This window comes from Streptomyces sp. NPDC019531 (assembly GCF_044903305.1).
GTDB lineage: Bacteria > Actinomycetota > Actinomycetes > Streptomycetales > Streptomycetaceae > Streptomyces.
In genome coordinates this window covers 344,096-361,046 of the sequence record NZ_JBJDQL010000001.1, presented here as the reverse complement: position 1 = coordinate 361,046, position 16,951 = coordinate 344,096, and the positions used below count along the sequence as shown (strand labels likewise).

Annotated in this window: 19 protein-coding genes and 1 pseudogene; 16 read left to right on the top strand and 4 right to left on the bottom strand. The window is 69.6% G+C overall.

Annotation, left to right across the window (positions count from 1 at the left end):
* Positions 1–44: 44 nt before the first annotated feature.
* Positions 45–566, top strand: a complete 522-nt coding sequence (locus tag ACI2L1_RS01690) for a DUF4245 domain-containing protein (RefSeq protein ID WP_404737302.1) — start codon at positions 45–47, stop codon at positions 564–566.
* A 108-nt stretch (positions 567–674) separates the two neighbouring features.
* Here the strand turns inward: ACI2L1_RS01690 and ACI2L1_RS01685 are convergent, their stop codons facing one another.
* From ACI2L1_RS01685 to xseA, 3 genes are all read right to left on the bottom strand, one after another.
* On the bottom strand, positions 675–1,265 hold the full coding sequence (locus tag ACI2L1_RS01685; RefSeq protein WP_404737301.1) for a malonic semialdehyde reductase: 591 nt from the start codon (positions 1,263–1,265) through the stop codon (positions 675–677).
* Positions 1,266–1,403: 138 nt separating this feature from the next.
* Positions 1,404–1,652, bottom strand: coding sequence for an exodeoxyribonuclease VII small subunit (locus tag ACI2L1_RS01680; protein ID WP_404737300.1), 249 nt, complete (start codon positions 1,650–1,652; stop codon positions 1,404–1,406).
* Positions 1,653–1,661: 9 nt separating this feature from the next.
* A complete protein-coding gene (gene xseA / locus ACI2L1_RS01675; protein WP_404737299.1) occupies positions 1,662–2,870 on the bottom strand; it encodes an exodeoxyribonuclease VII large subunit in 1,209 nt (402 codons plus the stop codon).
* A gap of 321 nt (positions 2,871–3,191) precedes the next feature.
* On the opposite strand from xseA, the gene ACI2L1_RS01670 reads away from it, so the two are divergent.
* Both ACI2L1_RS01670 and ppgK read left to right on the top strand, forming a co-directional pair.
* Complete coding sequence (locus ACI2L1_RS01670; protein WP_404737298.1) at positions 3,192–4,220, top strand: 4-hydroxy-3-methylbut-2-enyl diphosphate reductase; 1,029 nt, start codon at positions 3,192–3,194, stop codon at positions 4,218–4,220.
* A 29-nt stretch (positions 4,221–4,249) separates the two neighbouring features.
* Positions 4,250–4,993 carry a polyphosphate--glucose phosphotransferase gene (gene ppgK / locus ACI2L1_RS01665; protein ID WP_404737297.1) on the top strand — a complete coding sequence of 248 codons (744 nt, stop codon included), beginning with the start codon at positions 4,250–4,252 and terminating at the stop codon, positions 4,991–4,993.
* A 37-nt stretch (positions 4,994–5,030) separates the two neighbouring features.
* On the opposite strand, the gene ACI2L1_RS01660 is transcribed toward ppgK, so the two are convergent.
* The gene (locus tag ACI2L1_RS01660; RefSeq protein ID WP_404737296.1) at positions 5,031–5,558 is read right to left on the bottom strand and encodes a DUF6542 domain-containing protein; all 528 of its coding nucleotides are present in this window, start codon (positions 5,556–5,558) and stop codon (positions 5,031–5,033) included.
* Between the two features lie 177 nt (positions 5,559–5,735).
* On the opposite strand from ACI2L1_RS01660, the gene ychF reads away from it, so the two are divergent.
* From ychF to ACI2L1_RS01595, 13 genes and pseudogenes are all read left to right on the top strand, one after another.
* A complete protein-coding gene (gene ychF / locus ACI2L1_RS01655) occupies positions 5,736–6,824 on the top strand; it encodes a redox-regulated ATPase YchF (RefSeq protein ID WP_404737295.1) in 1,089 nt (362 codons plus the stop codon).
* 192 nt (positions 6,825–7,016) lie between these two features.
* Positions 7,017–7,298 carry a type II toxin-antitoxin system Phd/YefM family antitoxin gene (locus ACI2L1_RS01650; RefSeq protein ID WP_404737294.1) on the top strand — a complete coding sequence of 94 codons (282 nt, stop codon included), beginning with the start codon at positions 7,017–7,019 and terminating at the stop codon, positions 7,296–7,298.
* Entirely contained in the window at positions 7,295–7,549 is a 255-nt protein-coding gene (locus ACI2L1_RS01645; RefSeq protein WP_009321768.1) for a Txe/YoeB family addiction module toxin, read from the top strand. Before ACI2L1_RS01650 ends, ACI2L1_RS01645 begins: the two co-directional genes overlap by 4 nt.
* 382 nt (positions 7,550–7,931) lie before the next feature.
* A pseudogene (locus ACI2L1_RS01640) lies at positions 7,932–8,156 on the top strand (hypothetical protein); the annotation flags it as partial.
* A gap of 242 nt (positions 8,157–8,398) precedes the next feature.
* Positions 8,399–8,710, top strand: a complete 312-nt coding sequence (locus ACI2L1_RS01635; RefSeq protein WP_404737293.1) for a hypothetical protein — start codon at positions 8,399–8,401, stop codon at positions 8,708–8,710.
* The gene (locus tag ACI2L1_RS01630) at positions 8,710–11,007 is read left to right on the top strand and encodes a heavy metal translocating P-type ATPase (RefSeq protein ID WP_404737292.1); all 2,298 of its coding nucleotides are present in this window, start codon (positions 8,710–8,712) and stop codon (positions 11,005–11,007) included. Before ACI2L1_RS01635 ends, ACI2L1_RS01630 begins: the two co-directional genes overlap by 1 nt.
* Positions 11,004–11,546, top strand: coding sequence for a copper chaperone PCu(A)C (locus ACI2L1_RS01625; protein WP_404737291.1), 543 nt, complete (start codon positions 11,004–11,006; stop codon positions 11,544–11,546). Before ACI2L1_RS01630 ends, ACI2L1_RS01625 begins: the two co-directional genes overlap by 4 nt.
* Before the next feature lie 136 nt (positions 11,547–11,682).
* Entirely contained in the window at positions 11,683–12,438 is a 756-nt protein-coding gene (locus ACI2L1_RS01620) for an aspartyl/asparaginyl beta-hydroxylase domain-containing protein (protein ID WP_404737290.1), read from the top strand.
* 218 nt (positions 12,439–12,656) lie between these two features.
* Positions 12,657–14,126, top strand: a complete 1,470-nt coding sequence (locus tag ACI2L1_RS01615; protein ID WP_404737289.1) for an MFS transporter — start codon at positions 12,657–12,659, stop codon at positions 14,124–14,126.
* Positions 14,127–14,180: 54 nt separating this feature from the next.
* Positions 14,181–15,230, top strand: coding sequence for a beta-ketoacyl-ACP synthase III (locus ACI2L1_RS01610; RefSeq protein ID WP_404737288.1), 1,050 nt, complete (start codon positions 14,181–14,183; stop codon positions 15,228–15,230).
* Positions 15,227–15,469: an acyl carrier protein gene (locus ACI2L1_RS01605; protein ID WP_404737287.1), complete on the top strand. Its 243-nt coding sequence runs from the start codon at positions 15,227–15,229 to the stop codon at positions 15,467–15,469. The genes ACI2L1_RS01610 and ACI2L1_RS01605 overlap by 4 nt, the downstream gene beginning before the upstream one ends.
* Before the next feature lie 22 nt (positions 15,470–15,491).
* Positions 15,492–16,382 (top strand): TauD/TfdA dioxygenase family protein, encoded by an 891-nt coding sequence (locus tag ACI2L1_RS01600; RefSeq protein ID WP_404737286.1) that lies wholly within the window; start codon positions 15,492–15,494, stop codon positions 16,380–16,382.
* Positions 16,379–16,927 carry an FcoT family thioesterase gene (locus ACI2L1_RS01595; protein ID WP_404737285.1) on the top strand — a complete coding sequence of 183 codons (549 nt, stop codon included), beginning with the start codon at positions 16,379–16,381 and terminating at the stop codon, positions 16,925–16,927. The genes ACI2L1_RS01600 and ACI2L1_RS01595 overlap by 4 nt, the downstream gene beginning before the upstream one ends.
* Positions 16,928–16,951: the final 24 nt, after the last annotated feature.

Sequence of the window (16,951 nt, the reverse complement as noted above, 5' to 3'; positions counted from 1 at the left end):
GGACCCCACGGATGAGCGGACCGGGCACCTGCGACGATAGGGGCGTGGCAGGTTCGAACGGCAAGCAGAAGACGGTCCGGGACATGATCCTCTCCCTGGGCCTGATCGGGATCGCGGCAGCGGTCATCTACGTGTTCATCCCGCACGACGACTCCGCTCCGGACATCAAGAACGTCGACTACCGCGTCGAGCTGCTCACCGCCCGCCGTGCGGCCCCCTACCCGGTGGCCGCGCCCGAGGGCCTGTCGGCCGACTGGAAGGCGACCTCGGTGCGCTTCCGGGCCGACCAGTCCGACGCCTGGCACCTGGGCTTCAGCGCTCCTGGCGGTGAGTACGTGCAGATCGAGCAGTCGACTCAGAAGGCGTCGGACTTCATCGACGAGGCGAGCCAGGGCGGCGAGGCGACGAAGCAGACCCAGGAGATCGCGGGCCGCACCTGGACGCGGTACACGGGCGGCCGCTACGACGCCCTCGTGCACAGCGGCGACGGGGCGACGACGGTGGTCGCGGGCACGGGATCGTTCGCCCAGCTGACCGAGATGGCGAAGTCGCTCAGGGTGGCGTGAGACGAAGTCGCTCAGGGTGGCGTGAGACGAAGTCACTCAGGGTGGCGTGAGACAACGACAAGAGGGCCCGGCCGCCAGGCAGCCGGGCCCTCTCGTGTGTCAGCCGTCTCAGACGGTGGTGACGACGTCGTCGTACTCCAGGCGCGGGGAGCGCGGGAACCAGGCGTCCTCGCCCGGCCTGCCGATGTTGACGACCATCAGCGGGGTGTGGTCGTCGTCCAGGAACTCCTTCTGGACGCCGGCGAAGTCGAGGCCGGTCATCGGGCCGGCGGCGAGGCCCGCGGCGCGGACGCCGATGATGAAGTAGGCGGCCTGCAGGGCGGCGTTCAGCCCGGCGGAACCCTCACGGGCGGGGCGCTCGGCGAAGAAGAGGTCCTTGGCCTGCGGGAAGTGCGGGAAGAGCTGGGGCAGCTCCTCGTGGAACTCGTTGTCGGCGGAGAGGATCGCGACCAGCGGTGCGCCGGCGGTCTTCTTCTGGTTGCCCTCGGACATGTGCTGCACCAGGCGCTCGCGGGCCTCGGGGGAGCGGACCAGCGTGACGCGCAGCGGCGACTGGTTCATGGAGGTGGGGCCGTACTTGACCAGGTCGTAGATCGCCTGGACCTGCTCGTCGGTCACCGGCTCGTCGGTGAAGGTGTTCGCCGTGCGGGCCTCGCGGAACAGCAGATCCTGGGCGGCGGCGTCAAGAACGAGAGACATGGTGAACCTTTTCGGGATGTACGTCGGCCCCGGAAACGGACCGTGGACCGGTTGACGGCTCCGAACGTACGCCAATGAAGTTCAACCTTCAACCAAAACCGGGGCGTGGTGATCCGCTTCACAGATCACGCAGGTCCGCTACTCGGCGTCGCCCTCGGTCCCGGTCTCGGTCCCGGCCTCTTCCGCCCCGGCCAGTGCCGCGTCCAGCCGCGCCCGCGCACCGTCCAGCCAGCGGCGGCACACCTTGGCCAGCTCCTCGCCCCGCTCCCAGAGCGCGAGGGACTCCTCCAGGGTCGTGCCGCCCGCCTCCAGTCGCCGTACGACCTCGATCAGCTCGTCCCGCGCCTGCTCGTACCCGAGCGCCTCTTCCGCCATCTTGCTGGTCATCCGCCCACCCTACGCATCGACACTGACACTGAACTCACCGTCGGCGACCCGTGCCCGCAGGGTCTCCGCCGCCGTGACCTCGTCCGGCGACCGCACCACGTGCCCATCGGCCTTCTGCAGCACGGCGTACCCGCGCTGGAGGGTCGCGGCGGGGGAGAGGGCCACCACGCGCGCGTGCGTGTGCGTCAGCTCGGAGTCGGCGCGGTCCAGCAGATGGCCCAGGGTGCGGCGGCCGCGGTCGGCGAGGGAGGCCACATGATCGCCGCGCTCGTCGATCATCCGGTGCGGATCCTCTATCGACGGCCGCGCGAGAGCCTGCGCGAGCCCCCGATCCTCCCGCTGCAGGAACGCCTCCACACAGCGCCGCGCGCGGTCCCGCAACGCCTGCACCCGCTCGTACTCCTCACCCACATCCGGTACGACCTTCTTCGCGGCGTCCGTCGGTGTGGAGGCCCGCAGGTCGGCGACGTAGTCGAGGAGCGGGGTGTCCGGCTCGTGCCCGATCGCCGACACCACCGGCGTACGGCAGGACGCGACCGCCCGCACCAACTGCTCGTCGGAGAACGGCAGCAGATCCTCCACGCTGCCCCCGCCGCGCGCCACGATGATCACGTCCACGTCGTCCAGGCCGTCGAGCTCCTTGACGGCCTGCACGACCTGCGGGACGGCGTGTACCCCCTGCACCGGGACGTTGCGCACCTCGAAGCGGACGGCCGGCCAGCGGTGCCGGGCGTTCTCCAGGACGTCCCGCTCGGCGGCCGACGCGCGCCCGCAGACCAGCCCGATCAGCTGCGGCAGGAACGGCAGCGGCTTCTTGCGCTCCGGCGCGAACAGCCCCTCCGCGGCGAGGGACTTCTTCAGCTGCTCCAGCCGCGCGAGCAGCTCGCCGACCCCGACCGGCCTTATCTCCGTGGCCCGCAGCGAGAGCTGCCCCCGCGGCGCGTACCACTCCGGCTTCGCCAGTACGACGACCCGGGCGCCCTCGCTGACGACATCGGCGACGTCGTCGAAGACCTGGCGGAAGCAGGTCACGCTCACCGAGATGTCGTACGACGGATCGCGCAGCGTGAGGAACACGACGCCCGCGCCGGGGCGCCGGGAGAGCTGGGTGATCTGGCCCTCGACCCACACGGCGCCGAGGCGGTCGATCCAGCCGCCGATGAGCCGCGACACCTCGCCGACGGGCAGGGGCGCTTCGGGAGTGGAGTTCACAGCCATGCGCCGAGAGTAACGGCCCGCGCAGACATCTCTCCCGCACCGGACGAGGGTGACCGCCCCGTGCGACTTGGCGTCCAGGGTGCCGTGGATGCCGACGGGCGCCATGGGGGCGATGAACAGCGGCCCGTGGACGACGAGGTCCCGGAAGCCCAGGCGCGCCGCAGGCCGTCGCGGTCCTCCTCGGTCGTACGGTCCGCCGTGCCGGTTCCGCACATCACGCCTCCACTTGTCCTCACCCGTCCCGCCGCTCACATCTCCCGGTCCGTCTCCCCGGGCAGGTCCCGGGCACGCGATCTTTGACCGACCGAACGCGGCCTTACGATGGGACGCATGACTGCTTCGCCTGGCCGCCGTGTCCTGCTCGCCGCCCCCCGGGGCTACTGCGCGGGTGTGGACCGCGCCGTGATCGCCGTCGAGAAAGCCCTGGAGCAGTACGGCGCTCCGGTGTACGTCCGGCACGAGATCGTCCACAACAAGTACGTCGTGCGGACCCTGGAGAAGAAGGGCGCCATCTTCGTCGAGCGGACGGAGGAGGTCCCCGAGGGGAACATCGTGATGTTCTCCGCCCACGGTGTCGCGCCCGTCGTCCACGAGGAGGCCGCGCGCGGGAAGCTCGCCACCATCGACGCGACCTGCCCGCTGGTCACCAAGGTCCACAAGGAAGCCGTCCGCTTCGCCAACGAGGACTACGACATCCTCCTGATCGGGCACGAGGGTCACGAGGAGGTCATCGGCACCTCCGGCGAGGCCCCCGACCACATCCAGCTCGTCGACGGCCCGGCCGATGTCGCCAAGGTCGAGGTCCGTGACCCGTCGAAGATCGTGTGGCTCTCCCAGACGACCCTGAGCGTGGACGAGACCATGGAGACCGTCGACGCCCTCAAGGAGAAGTTCCCGCAGCTCATCTCCCCGCCCAGCGACGACATCTGCTACGCCACGCAGAACCGTCAGCTCGCGGTGAAGCAGATGGGCGCCGAGGCCGAGCTGGTCATCGTGGTCGGCTCCCGCAACTCCTCCAACTCCAAGCGGCTCGTCGAGGTCGCCAAGCTGGCCGGCTCCCGCGAGGCCTACCTCGTGGACTTCGCCAGCGAGATCGACGAGGCCTGGCTGGAGGGCGTGACCACGGTCGGCGTGACCTCGGGCGCGTCGGTGCCGGAGGTGCTGGTCGAGGAGGTCCTGGAGTGGCTGTCGCAGCGCGGCTACGGCGACGTGGAGCTGGTGAAGGCGGCCGAGGAGTCCATCACCTTCTCGCTTCCGAAGGAGCTGCGCCGCGACCTGCGCGAGGAGGCTGCGGCACTGGTCGCGGAGCGTACGGGCGCCGCCCGCACTTCGGGTACCTCAGGGGAGTGACTGTCAGTCGTCCGTCGTAACGTAGGGCCATGCAGATCTTCGGCTTGGACATCGGTGGATCCGGGATCAAGGGCGCCCCTGTGGACCTCGACAGGGGCGACCTGACTCAGGAGCGCCACAAAGTGCTCACCCCGCATCCGGCGACGCCCGACGGCGTGGCCGACGGGGTGAAGCAGGTCGTGGACCACTTCGGATGGACGGGACCGGTCGGGCTGACCTTCCCGGGCGTGGTCACCGGCGGGTCGCACATCCGTACGGCGGCCAATGTCGACAAGAGCTGGATCGACACCGACGCGCGCGCGTTGTTCAGCGAGCGGCTCGGCGGGCTCCCGGTGACCGTGGTCAACGACGCGGACGCTGCGGGCGTCGCCGAGATGAACTTCGGCGCGGGACAGGGCCGCAGGGGCACGGTGATCCTGCTCACCTTCGGCACCGGCATCGGCAGCGCGGTCTTCGTCGACGGCGTCCTCGTCCCCAACACCGAACTGGGTCACCTGGAGCTGCACGGCCACGACGCCGAGAAGAAGGCCTCCAGCAAGGCCAGGGAGGACGAGGAACTCACCTGGGAGCACTGGGCCCACCGCGTCCAGAAGTACCTCGCCCACGTCGAGATGCTCTTCTCGCCCGAGCTGTTCATCATCGGCGGCGGTGTCAGCCGCAAGTCCCAGAAGTTCCTGCCGCACATCGAGGGCATCCAGGCGGAGATCATCCCGGCGCAGCTGCAGAACAACGCGGGGATCGTGGGGGCGGCGATGCGGGCCGGGCAGGAGTAGGGGCCGACGGGGCCCACGGGGCGCGGTGCGGGCGCCGTCAGCGGGAGCGGCGTCGCACCAGGCGGATCCGGCGTACCAGTGCGATGACGCCGGCGGCCAGGGTGCCGGCGTAGAGCCAGCCGGCCTGCGTGGCCAGGGCGGTGAACAGGCCCATCAGACGGCCCGAGGTGCCGCCGCTGCTGTCGGCGACCGGGAAGAGTCCGGCGGCGAAGGCGATCGGGACGATGATCGGGGCGGTCAGCAGATCGCCTCGCCGCATCCAGACCGCCGTCAGCACACTCACCGGCAGGAACAGCACGCCGTACAGCGTCAGTGCCGGTCCGAACAGCAGCGAGACCAGATAGCCGAGCCCCAGCATCACGGCGGTGCAGAACAGCCCGGCGCCGAGCCCGGTGAGCCGGGGGTTGGGCAGTCTCCGCAGGGTCTGGACCACGGGTGGTGCGGGGCGCCGGGCCACCGGCGGCCGACGCTCGCCGCGGGCCTGCGCGGGCAGCGGCGCTCTCGGCACTCCTGGTGCCGTGCGTCGCGTTCCGTTGTGCGGGGGGCGTGTCCTGTGTTGCTCCACTGGACCAACTTAGGTCTGTTTATGTGGGGAATCGCCCCTCAGACACGCCGGAGGAAAGACCTTGGCCATGCGTTCGAGAGGGCCTCGGGAGCGGGGCGCGGCACGCCGTAGACTGGTGGATCGGCCCCCTGGCCGCCAGTCTCCTCACGTCTCCTCTCACGTACGGGAAGTCGCAACGTGTCGCTCACGATCGGAATCGTCGGTCTGCCGAATGTCGGCAAGTCGACCCTGTTCAACGCCCTGACCAAGAACGACGTGCTGGCGGCCAACTACCCGTTCGCCACGATCGAGCCGAACGTCGGCGTGGTCGGCGTCCCGGACCCGCGCCTGGCGAAACTGGCTGAGATCTTCTCCTCCCAGAAGATCCTCCCGGCGACCGTGGACTTCGTCGACATCGCGGGCATCGTGAAGGGCGCCTCGGAGGGCGAGGGCCTGGGTAACAAGTTCCTCGCGAACATCCGTGAGTCGGACGCGATCTGCCAGGTCATCCGCGCCTTCAAGGACGAGAACGTCGTCCATGTCGACGGCAAGGTCTCACCCAAGGACGACATCGAGACGATCAACACCGAGCTGATCCTGGCCGACCTCCAGACCATCGAGAAGGTCCTGCCCCGGCTCCAGAAGGAGTCGCGGATCAAGAAGGACACCGCCCCGAAGGTCGCGGCCGTCGAGGCGGCGAAGGAGATCCTGGAGAAGGGCGACACGCTGTTCTCGGCGGGCATCGTCCAGGGCTCGGGCAACGAGGAACTCCTGCACGACCTGCACCTCCTCACGACCAAGCCGTTCCTCTACGTCTTCAACGTCGACGAGGACGAACTGGTCGACGACGGCTTCAAGGATGAGCAGCGAGCCCTGGTCGCCCCGGCCGAGGCGATCTTCTTGAACGCCAAGCTGGAGGCGGACCTCGCCGAACTCGACGAGGAGGACGCCTTGGAGCTCCTGGAGTCGGTCGGCGCGGAGGAGCCGGGCCTGACGACCCTCGCGAGGGTCGGCTTCAACACCCTGGGCCTCCAGACCTACCTCACGGCCGGCCCCAAGGAATCCCGAGCCTGGACCATCAAGAAGGGCGCCACCGCCCCCGAGGCCGCCGGAGTCATCCACACCGACTTCCAGAAGGGCTTCATCAAGGCGGAGGTCATCTCCTTCGGTGACCTGGTGGAAACCGGCTCGGTGACCGAGGCCCGCGCGAAGGGCAAGGCGCGGATGGAGGGCAAGGACTACGTCATGCAGGACGGGGACGTGGTGGAGTTCCGCTTCAACGTTTAGGCGCAAATCCACCACGTCGGCTTTGTTTAATGCGCAGGTCAGAGGGGCTCGACTCATCGGAGTCGAGCCTCTCGCTCCTTCCCGTGCTGGGAAGGTGCTGGGAGTTCTGACGGGTTGTCACTCATTTGACCCCGCTTCGGGCGACCATTAGTGGTACGTTATTCGGTACCACTTGATGGAGGGAGTCAACCTGTGTCGATAACTGCGAGCGAAGCCCGTAAGGCTCTCTTTCCGCTGATCAAGAAAGTCAACGACGATCACGAGGCCATCGAGATCGTGTCCAAGCATGGCAACGCTGTGCTCGTCTCGGCCGAGGACTACGCGGCACTGCGTGAGGGCTCGTACCTGCTGCGCTCGCCTGCGAACGCACGGAGACTGCTCAAGGCGTACGAGAATGCCCTGGGCAACATCAACGTGTCGGAGCGCGAGCTGATTGATCCAGATGCGGCGGACTCTGCTGTGGGTGCTGAGTGAGGCTCGTCTTTGAGGATCAGGGCTGGGAGGACTACACGTCCTGGCTCAAGAACGACAGAAAGATGCTCGCTCGGATCAACAAGCTCATCGAGGACGTCAAGCGTGACCCTTTCACGGGGATCGGCAAGCCCGAACCGCTCAAGTATCACTTGCCTGGGGCTTGGTCGAGGCGGATCGATGACGAGCACCGCCTCGTCTACCTGGTCACGGACAAGGAGATCGTGATCCTCGCAGCCCGCTATCACTACTGACCGCAGGACCGTCCGCACTGGGTTAGCGCTCTCATGCCGGAATGATGCTGGGCGATCGAAGGGGAATTTCCGCACAGGAAGACCAGGACCCGACTGGCCACAACCCTAGACGCAACGTGCCAGCCATCGAAGGCGAGGGGAGCTGGAACGCGCTGACACCCGAGCTGCGTAGGCGTGCAAGAGTCCTCCGGGTGCTGGGATAGAACGCCCGTGCTGAGATCGTGCTGGGATGACTCCCTCCAGAACCACGTTTCCGCAGGTGGGAGCTCTGCACTACGGATTCCGCTTCAACGTGTAGCGGGTGACGCACCACCACGTTGCTGGCCAGGTCAGAAGGGGGCCGACTCTTCGGAGTCGGGCCCTTGGTTTTTCCCGTGCTGGGATTGTGCTGGCATGGGATGAGAACGCCCGTGCTGGGACGTGTATTGCTCGGCGCTTGCGGGCGGCACCGACCGTGATGAATGCCGGCTTGCACGGGCGCAAGTACGCAATCGACGCGGCGGTCGCCGAGGCCGCGCTGCGACAGCACCGGCCCGTGGTCATGTTGACCTCCGATATCGACGAGATGACCAAGCTCTGCGGCGATCGCGTCCGGCTCGTGGCGGTGTGGTCTCCCATAGTCCGCGGCGTGAAATGGCAGTGTCCCGCGCTGCCTCACTCACCGGTCTGACGAGTGCATCTCCCCCTCTGTGATGGGCGCGCAGGGCGTCGGTGAATGCCGCGTGTGGATGTGATGCAAGTCACGATTAGGGGTCGGAACTCGAAGCCCCCTCGGCTCGACTACTGGAGCGGTACGGCTGCAACTGCCCTCTGTTGCAGGACCGTTCGACGCGACCAGGAAGGCCGGGCATGGCCGATGTTCCGTTGTCACCCCACTCCGTCGGCGCGATCCGCCGCAGACTGCCTCCTCCCGCGCTCTGCGGCTTCCTGCTCCTGCTCGTCCTGGTGTTCTCGGTGTCCTACGCCGTCGGATCGGCGGCGGGCCCGGTGGCGCCCGGCATCCACAGCACCGGGGACACCGGGGACGTCGGGGACACAGGAGGCACAGGAGGAACTGGTGGCACCGGAGGCACCGGGGACAGTGGCGAGGGCAGCGATGGGGGCAGCGGTGACGGTGGCATGGACGACATGCCGGGGATGAGTCACGGGAGCGGTGAGTGATGACGGCCGAACCGATGGCGAGTCTCGTGGTCACGGACATCACCGTGGGCGGGATGACCTGCGCGGCCTGTGTCCGCCGGGTCGAGAAGAAGCTCGGCAAGCTGGAGGGCGTCACGGCCACGGTCAACCTGGCCACGGGCCTCGCGCGGGTCAGTCATCCGGCCGCTGTGGCGCCCGAGGACCTCGTCACCGCGGTCGAGCAGGCCGGGTACGAGGCGGCTCTGCCCGTACCCGAGGACGACGAGGTCCCCGAGGACGCGGACACGGCGGGTCCCGACGAGGCCGCCCGTCGCGAGCGGGAACGGCTCCTGGTCACCACGTTGCTGGCCGTGCCGGTCCTGGTGCTGTCGATGGTGCCGGCGCTCCAGTTCCGCAACTGGCAGTGGCTGTGCTTCGCGCTGGCCGCCCCGGTCGCGGTGTGGAGCGCCTGGCCCTTTCACATCCGGGCGCTACGGGGACTTCGGCACTCCTCGGCCACCATGGACACCCTGGTCTCGCTCGGCGTCGCGGCGTCGTTCTCCTGGTCGGTGTACGCGCTGTTCCTCGGGGGAGCGGGCGAGCCCGGGATGCGGATGTCGTTCAGCCTGGTGCCCTCCGCGTCGGAGGGCATGGCACACGTGTATCTCGAAGCCGCGGTGAGTGTGCCGCTGTTCGTGCTGACCGGGCGGTTCCTGGAAGGCAGGGCCCGGCGGGGGACCGGTGCGGCGCTGCGGTCGCTGGCCGAACTGGCGGCCAAGAAGGTGGCCGTACGGGACGGGAACGGCGAGCGGTCGATCCCCATCGAGCAGCTGAGGGTGGGGCAGGTCTTCGTCGTGCGCCCCGGAGAGCGAGTCGCCACCGACGGGCGGGTGACGGAGGGCAGCTCCGCCGTGGACCTGTCCCTGGTCACAGGGGAGAGCGAACCCGTGGAGGTGAGCCCCGGTTCGGCCCTGGTCGGCGGTGCCGTCAACGCGGGCGGGCTGCTGCTCGTCGAGGCCACGGCGGTCGGCGCGGACACCCAACTGGCCCGGATCACCCGCCTCGTGACGGAGGCACAGGCCGGCAAGGCACGGGCACAGCGCCTCGCGGACGCCGTCGCCGGAGTGTTCGTCCCCGTGGTGCTGGCCATCGCGGTGACCGTCCTGGGGTTCTGGCTCGGTGCCGGAGCCGATCCGCAGGCGGCGCTCACCGCCTGTGTGGCCGTGCTGGTGGTGGCCTGCCCCTGTGCGCTGGGCCTCGCCACCCCGACCGCCCTGATGGCCGCGACCGGGCGGGGGGCCCAGCTGGGCGTGCTGGTGAGCGGGCCGCAGACCCTGGAGGCGCTGCAGCACGTGGACACGGTCGTCCTGGACAAGACCGGCACGCTCACCACCGGTCACATGACGGTGGCCCGCGTCACCGCGCTGCCGGGCGCGCTCGGCGAGGCGGAGGTGGTGCGGCTGGCCGGGACCGTGGAGCAGGGCTCCGAGCATCCGATCGGACGGGCGGTCACCGCGTACGCACGCCGCACGGGAGCGGCCGAACCGCTGCCGGACGTGACGGAGTTCGCCGCGATCCCGGGACAAGGGGTCAGCGGTCGGGTGGACGGCCGTACGGTCGAGGTGGGCGCGCCGGACGGCACGCTGCCGAGCGCGCTGGCCGAAGCGCTGGCCGAGGCGGAGGACGCCGCACACACACCGGTCCTGGTGAAGGTCGACAGCCGGGTCGAGGCGCTGATCGCCGTCGGCGACCTGGTGCGCCCCGGCAGCTACCGGGCCGTGGACCGGCTGCGCCGGCTCGGGATCCGTCCGGTGCTCGCCACCGGCGACCGCAAGGCGCCCGCCGAGGCCGTCGCCGGGGCGCTGGGCATCGACGAGGTGCACGCTCGCTGCACCCCCGAGGACAAAGCCGCCCTCGTACGGGAGTTGAAGGCGGAGGGCTACCGGGTCGCGGTGGTCGGCGACGGCGTGAACGACGCCGCCGCGCTCGCCGCCGCCGACCTCGGCATCGCCATGGGCAGCGGCACCGACGTGGCCATCGGCGCGGCCGACCTGACCCTCGCCCGCGGAGACATCGAGGCGCTTGTCGACGCGGTCCGCCTTGCCCGGCGCACGCTCGGCACGATCCGGGCCAACCTGGCGTGGGCGTTCGGCTACAACGTCGTCACCGTGCCGCTCGCCATGGTCGGTCTGCTCGATCCCATGCTCGCCGCCGCCGCGATGTCGCTGAGTTCCGTGCTGGTGGTCGCCAACAGTCTCCGGCTGCGCGGCCGGCAGCCGTCTCCCACCCTCGGCCGGAGCCACGGCGGGACGCGGGGCGCGAAGGCCGGTGTCCGATGAGGCGGTTCACGGAACGGGTGTCCTCGCTGCGGGGCTACGACCGGCGGCGGCTGCGGGACGGGGCGCTCGCCGCCCTGGTGCCCGTGGCCGCGTGCAGTGTGGCGCTGGCGGGTCTGACCGCCTGGGTCGGCACGGGTCGGGCGGGCAGCCCGGCGCGCATCCAGGTCACCGAGGGGAAGGTGCTGCTGCCGTCCGCCGGGGTCCCGGAGACGGCGGCGTTCTTCCACATCGCCAACACGGGCGGCTCGGCCGACACCCTGGTCCGGGTCTCGGCACGTGATGTCTCGGGCGACGTGACGCTCTCGCGGCACCGTATGGAGCAGGGGAACGCGGCCTACGGGTCCCGGATCGACTCCGTCTCCGTCGCCGCGGGCGACAGCCTCGCGATGTCGCCGAGCGGGGTGGACCTGACGGTGCCGGTGCCTTCGGACGGGTGGCGGTCGGGTGACCTCGTGATGTTCACCCTGGAGTTCCGGCGCAGCGGCCGGGTCGAGTCCCTGGCCGTCGTGGTGCGTCCGGATTCCGTGTCCTTGCAGTAGTCGTCCGCCGCAGTAGTAGTCCGCCTCGGTCCCCGAGTTCCCGCCTGCCTCGTGTGAGCCTCAACTCCTCTGACCCGCCGAGGAATTGACGGAATCTCCTGGGAACTCCCCGGCTTCTTCACCCGACTACTACAGCATGACACCCGAGATAGAAGACGCCTTCGCGGTGATCAGAGGCGAGTACGGCCCGGACTCCCTCACGCGTGTGGAACGGATGCTGGAGCCCGGGGGAGGGCCGGCGCGGCACCCGCTCCAGAAGGGGGCCAGGTGGATCCTGCCGGGCCTGTCCCGGAGACCCTGGCACGATCCCCGCGGCCATCCCGAACTGGCGCCCGTCGTCGAGGCGTTCGAAGCCGCTCATCCGGTGATCAAGGAGGAGCTGACCGCGGCCTGGGCGGAGCGCCGGGAGACGTTCTCCGACTACGAGCACTACCTGACCCGCCAGGAGGACTGGCAGGCCCTCCATCTGTACCGGGGAGGGAATCTGGTCGAGGAATCGGCGGGCGCCGTGCCCACGGCGTACAAGGTTCTCAAAGAATTCGCCGTCGACACCGAGAAAATATGCCCCCTGCTGGAGTGCCATTTCTCCACGCTGCTGCCGGCCGCCGCCATCGCCCCGCATTGCGACCTGTGGAACTTCAGCATCAATCTGCATCTCGCCGTGGACATTCCGGAGGGGTGCAGTATCACGGTCGCGGGGGAAACCCGTTCGTGGGAGGAGGGGAAGTGCCTGCTCTTCGACTACTCCTTCGAGCACGAGGCGCGTAACGACGGCGATCGCCCGCGAACCTGCCTGCTCATAGACCTGTGGCATCCCGAGACCACTGTTCCGGAGCGGCGGGCACTCACCGTGCTCATAACGGAGATCAGGCGCCTCATGGAAGACGGCTGACCGTCTGGATTGTGCGGGGAAAACCATCCGGCAGTTCGGCTCTGCCGGAATTAAGTGCTGCCTGAAAATGCAATTCACACACTCGGGAAATGTTTCTCTGCGGGCGGTTCTCAAGCCGTCTCGCCAGTGTTATCGTGACCGAAATTGATCGACCGGTTCGGTTTTCCGGTCTGAATTGTTCGCCGTTTTTCATTGCTGGCTGAGGAGGATGTCGACCGGTGCGGGCACGACTGTCCCTTCTCGTTCTGGCGCTGGCCCAGCTGGTCATCGCGCTCGACTACAACATCGTCTACGTCGCCCTTCCCGACATAGGCGCAGACCTGGGTTTCTCTCCGCACGACCTCCAGTGGGTGGTGAGCGCCTACGTCGTGACGACGGGCGGCTTCCTCCTGTTGGGCGGCCGGACGGCCGATCTGCTGGGCCGGCGCCGGGCGTTCGTCGCCGCGGCGCTCATGTACGCGGGTTCGTCACTGGTCGGCGGGCTCTCCCAGTCGGCGGGGGTGCTGGTCGCGGTCCGCGCGGTGCAGGGCCTCGGCGGATCGCTGCTGTTCCCGGCCACCCTCGCCCTGATCAACACGATCTACGAGGAGGGGCCCGCCCGGAACCGGGCCCTGGCGGTGTGGGGCGCCGCCGGAGCCGGGGGCCTGTGTTTCGGGTCGCTGCTGGGCGGGGTGCTGGTGGAGGCGTTCGGCTGGCCGTCGGTGTTCTTCGTCAACGTCCCCGTGGCGGCGGCGCTGGCGTGGGCGGCGCTACGGCTCTTCCCGGCGGACGGCCCGCGCACCGGGACCCGGCGTTTCGATGTCACGGGCGCGCTGGCGGCCACCGGTGGGATCACGCTCCTGGTCTTCGTGCTGGTGCACGCCCCCGAGGCGGGCTGGGGCAGCCCGTCCGCCCTGCTCGGCGCGGCGCTCTCGGCCGTCCTGCTGACCGTCTTCGCGCTCGTCGAGACCCGCTCGCGCGACCCGCTGGTGCCGGCGCGGCTGTTCGCCCACCGGGGGCTGATCGCCGCGATGGCCATCACCGCCCTCTACAGCGCCACTTTCAGCTCGCTGCCCTATTTCATGACCCTCTACTTCCAGAACGTGCGCGGCTACAGCGCGTTCGCGACCGGCCTGGCGTTCCTCGTCCCCGCTTTGGTGACCGCCCTGGGAACCCAGATCGGCGAACGTGCCGTCGCCCGGGTCGGGGTGGCTCGCATGCTCGTCTGCGGCATGGTGCTGGGCGCGGCAGGAGCGGCCGCCCTGGCGCTCGCGCTCACCGGGAACGGCTCGTACCCGCTGCTCCTGCCCGGCATCGTGCTGCTCGGGCTCGGCCAGGGCGCCGCTTGGACCGGTATGTGGATCGTCGCCGCCGCCGGCGTGGCCGCCGATGACCAGGGCGTGGCCTCCGGCATGGCGTCCACCACGCTTCAGGTGGGCGGTGCGGTCGGCCTCGCCCTGCTGGTCGCCCTCTCCAGGGGCGTCGGTCACGGGCCGTCCGACGACGCCCTGCTGACCGGTATCCGTGCCGCCGTCCTCGCCATCGCGGCCGGACTCGGCTGCGGCATCCCGCTCGTCCTGGCCCTGCGCAGAACCGCGACCGCCACCGTCGCCGGGCAGGACGACGTGACCGCCACCGTCGCCGGGCAGGACGACGTGACCGCCACCGTCGCCGGGCAGGACGACGCGACCGCCACCGACGCCGCGTAGGACGCCTCCCCCACCCCTGCAGACCTCACTTCTCACCCCACGAGGAGAACAGCCGTGCCCAGCTACATCCCCCGCCCGCCGGGTCCGGCGGCCGTCCTGTGCGGACTGGCCGGATGGGTGCCGCCCCGTGTGGTCACCAACGACGAACTCGCCGCGCGGCTGGACACCGACGACGCCTGGATCCGCACCCGCACCGGAATCCGCCGACGGCACGTCGCCGGGCCCGGCCAGGCCACCTCCGATCTCGCCGTCGAGGCCGGACGGCTCGCCCTGGACTCCTCCGGCGGTGGACCCGCCGACACGGTGATCGTCACCACGACCACCCCGGACCGCCCCTGCCCCGCCACCGCACCCGTGGTGGCCGGCCGCCTGGGACTCGCGGGAGCCGCGGCCTTCGACGTCGGCGCGGTGTGCACCGGGTTCGTGTACGGCCTCGCCACCGCCGCAGGGCTCATCGCCTCCGGTGTCGCCCGCCGGGTCCTGCTCATCGGGGCGGACACCTACTCCACCATCGTCGACCCGCTCGACCGGACCAACGCGATCATCTTCGGGGACGGCGCCGGAGCGGTCGTACTGCGCGCGGGCGATCCGGACGAGCCCGGCGCGGTCGGCCCCTTCGACCTCGGCAGCGACGGCGCCCACGAGGACCTGATCACGGTCGCCGCGGGCGGCTCACGCCAGCGGTCCACCGGAGCCGAACCCACCCACGCCGAACGGCACTTCGCGATGCGCGGCAAGGAGGTCTACCGGCACGCGGTGACCCGGATGGCCGCCTCGGCGCGGACCGTGCTGTCCGGGGCCGGCTGGAAGACCGACGACGTCGACCACTTCGTGCCCCACCAGGCCAACCTGCGCATCCTGCACTCCGTCGCCGACGACCTGGGGCTGCCCAGGGAGCGCTGCGTGGCCAACGTCGACACGGTCGGCAACACCGGTGCCGCCTCGATCCCGCTGGCCCTGGCCGACGCCGTGGCCGGACAGCGGATCCGCCCCGGCGACCGTCTGCTGCTCACCGCCTTCGGCGGCGGCCTCACCTGGGGGTCCTGCCTCACCACCTGGCCTTCGCTCGCCCCACACCCGCACACCGAACGGAACACACCATGACGACCACCTTCGAGCAGATCGTCGAGATCATCGCGAGACTGCACGACCTCCCCGCCGACGTCACCCGCCCCGAGACCACCCTCGGCGCGCTGGACATCGACTCCCTGACCACGGTCGAGATCAGCATCCGCATCGAACGCGACCTCGGCGTCACCGTCGGCGACGACGAACTCCAGCCCGACGTGCCCCTGGGTCGGATCGCCGACCTCGTCGACTCCCGCCGCACCACCACCGTCTGAGCCTTCGGAAGGACCGACAGCCATGAAGATCACGGACCAGCCCGGCGCCGCGCTCGGTGTCACCGTCGAGGACTTCGACCACACCACGGCTTCCGCAGCGGACATCCACGCCCTCAAAGAGGCCGTCTACACCAAGAAGATCGCCGTCCTGAAGGGCCAGGACCTGACCCCCGAACAGTTCCTCGCCCTCGGCAGGCGCCTGGGCCGCCCCGAGACCTACTACGAGCCCATGTACAAGCACCCGGACGTCCCGGAGATATTCGTCTCCTCCAACGTCCCGGAGAACGGCAGGCAGATAGGGGTGCCGAAGACGGGCAAGTTCTGGCACGCCGACTACCAGTTCATGCCCGACCCCTTCGGCCTCACCCTGATCCACCCGCAGGTCGTCCCGGAGAAGAACCGCGGCACCTACTTCATCGACATGGGCCGGGCGTACGAGGGGCTGCCCGAGGTCCTGAGGAAGGAGATCGCCGGGACGCGCTGCCGGCACTCCGTGCGCAAGTACTTCAAGATCCGCCCGAACGACGTCTACCGCCCGATCTCCGAGATCATCGAGGAGGTCGAGACGAAGACCCCGCCCGTCGTCCGGCCGACCACCTTCACCCACCCGATGACGGGCGAGACGGTCCTCTACATCAGCGAGGGCTTCACCGTAGGCATCGAGACCGAGGACGGCGACCCGCTCGACGAGGAACTGCTCAAGCGCCTCTTCGAGGCCACCGGCCAGCTCGACGACACCTTCGAGCACGAGGGCATCCATCTGCAGAGCTTCGAGAAGGGCGACCTGCTGGTCTGGGACAACCGCAGCCTCATCCACCGCGCCCGCCACACCACCACCCCTGAGCCCACCGTCTCCCACCGCGTCACCGTCCACGACGAGCGCAAGCTGTACGACGGGATGCGCGCCGCGTGACCGCGCCGGCCACCGACCGCCCCGCCGCCCCGTCCCAGCGGTCGTACCCCACCGACGAGGAACTGCTGGCCCGGGTCCTGGTGCCCTACAAGCCGCACTGCAAGTACCTGAGGTCCGCCGAGGTCACGGCCGACGCCGGACTCTCCGCCGCGCACTGCGCGTTCGCGATCCCGGAGTCCTGCTACATCGACGACACCGGCCATCTGAACTCGGTCGAGGTCAACATCGCCTACAACCAGATGATGTACTACCTGGTCGCCAAGTCGGTGAAAGAGGGACTGCTGACCGGGTTCGAGGACTGGACCCTCGACGACTTCTGGCGCCACCAGCTCCCGGACATCCTCATCGCCCGCTTCGCCGCGAACTTCCGACGGCCCGTCAACCCCCGTGATTTCACCGGGGAGATGGAGTTCCGCTCGGTGACCCGGCGCGCCCCCGGCGGCGCCAGCCCCTTCCTCCACGCCCAGACCGTGTTCCGTTACCAGGACGCCCACGGCGGCCGGAGCGACGGCGAGGCGACCCTCGCATTCGTCAACGTCCCCTGACCGACCCACCGAAGGGAGTCCCCT

What these genes read in the sequence shown, in the direction of transcription:
- ACI2L1_RS01625 (WP_404737291.1), top strand. Translation starts at nt 11,004, where the DNA reads ATGAGGCGGTTCACGGAACGGGTGTCCTCGCTGCGGGGCTACGACCGG.
- ACI2L1_RS01635 (WP_404737293.1), top strand. Translation starts at nt 8,399, where the DNA reads ATGGCCGATGTTCCGTTGTCACCCCACTCCGTCGGCGCGATCCGCCGC.
- ACI2L1_RS01630 (WP_404737292.1), top strand. Translation starts at nt 8,710, where the DNA reads ATGACGGCCGAACCGATGGCGAGTCTCGTGGTCACGGACATCACCGTG.
- ACI2L1_RS01680 (WP_404737300.1), bottom strand. Translation starts at nt 1,652, where the DNA reads ATGACCAGCAAGATGGCGGAAGAGGCGCTCGGGTACGAGCAGGCGCGG.
- xseA (WP_404737299.1), bottom strand. Translation starts at nt 2,870, where the DNA reads ATGGCTGTGAACTCCACTCCCGAAGCGCCCCTGCCCGTCGGCGAGGTG.
- ACI2L1_RS01685 (WP_404737301.1), bottom strand. Translation starts at nt 1,265, where the DNA reads ATGTCTCTCGTTCTTGACGCCGCCGCCCAGGATCTGCTGTTCCGCGAG.
- ACI2L1_RS01670 (WP_404737298.1), top strand. Translation starts at nt 3,192, where the DNA reads ATGGGACGCATGACTGCTTCGCCTGGCCGCCGTGTCCTGCTCGCCGCC.
- ACI2L1_RS01620 (WP_404737290.1), top strand. Translation starts at nt 11,683, where the DNA reads ATGACACCCGAGATAGAAGACGCCTTCGCGGTGATCAGAGGCGAGTAC.
- ACI2L1_RS01605 (WP_404737287.1), top strand. Translation starts at nt 15,227, where the DNA reads ATGACGACCACCTTCGAGCAGATCGTCGAGATCATCGCGAGACTGCAC.
- ACI2L1_RS01600 (WP_404737286.1), top strand. Translation starts at nt 15,492, where the DNA reads ATGAAGATCACGGACCAGCCCGGCGCCGCGCTCGGTGTCACCGTCGAG.
- ppgK (WP_404737297.1), top strand. Translation starts at nt 4,250, where the DNA reads ATGCAGATCTTCGGCTTGGACATCGGTGGATCCGGGATCAAGGGCGCC.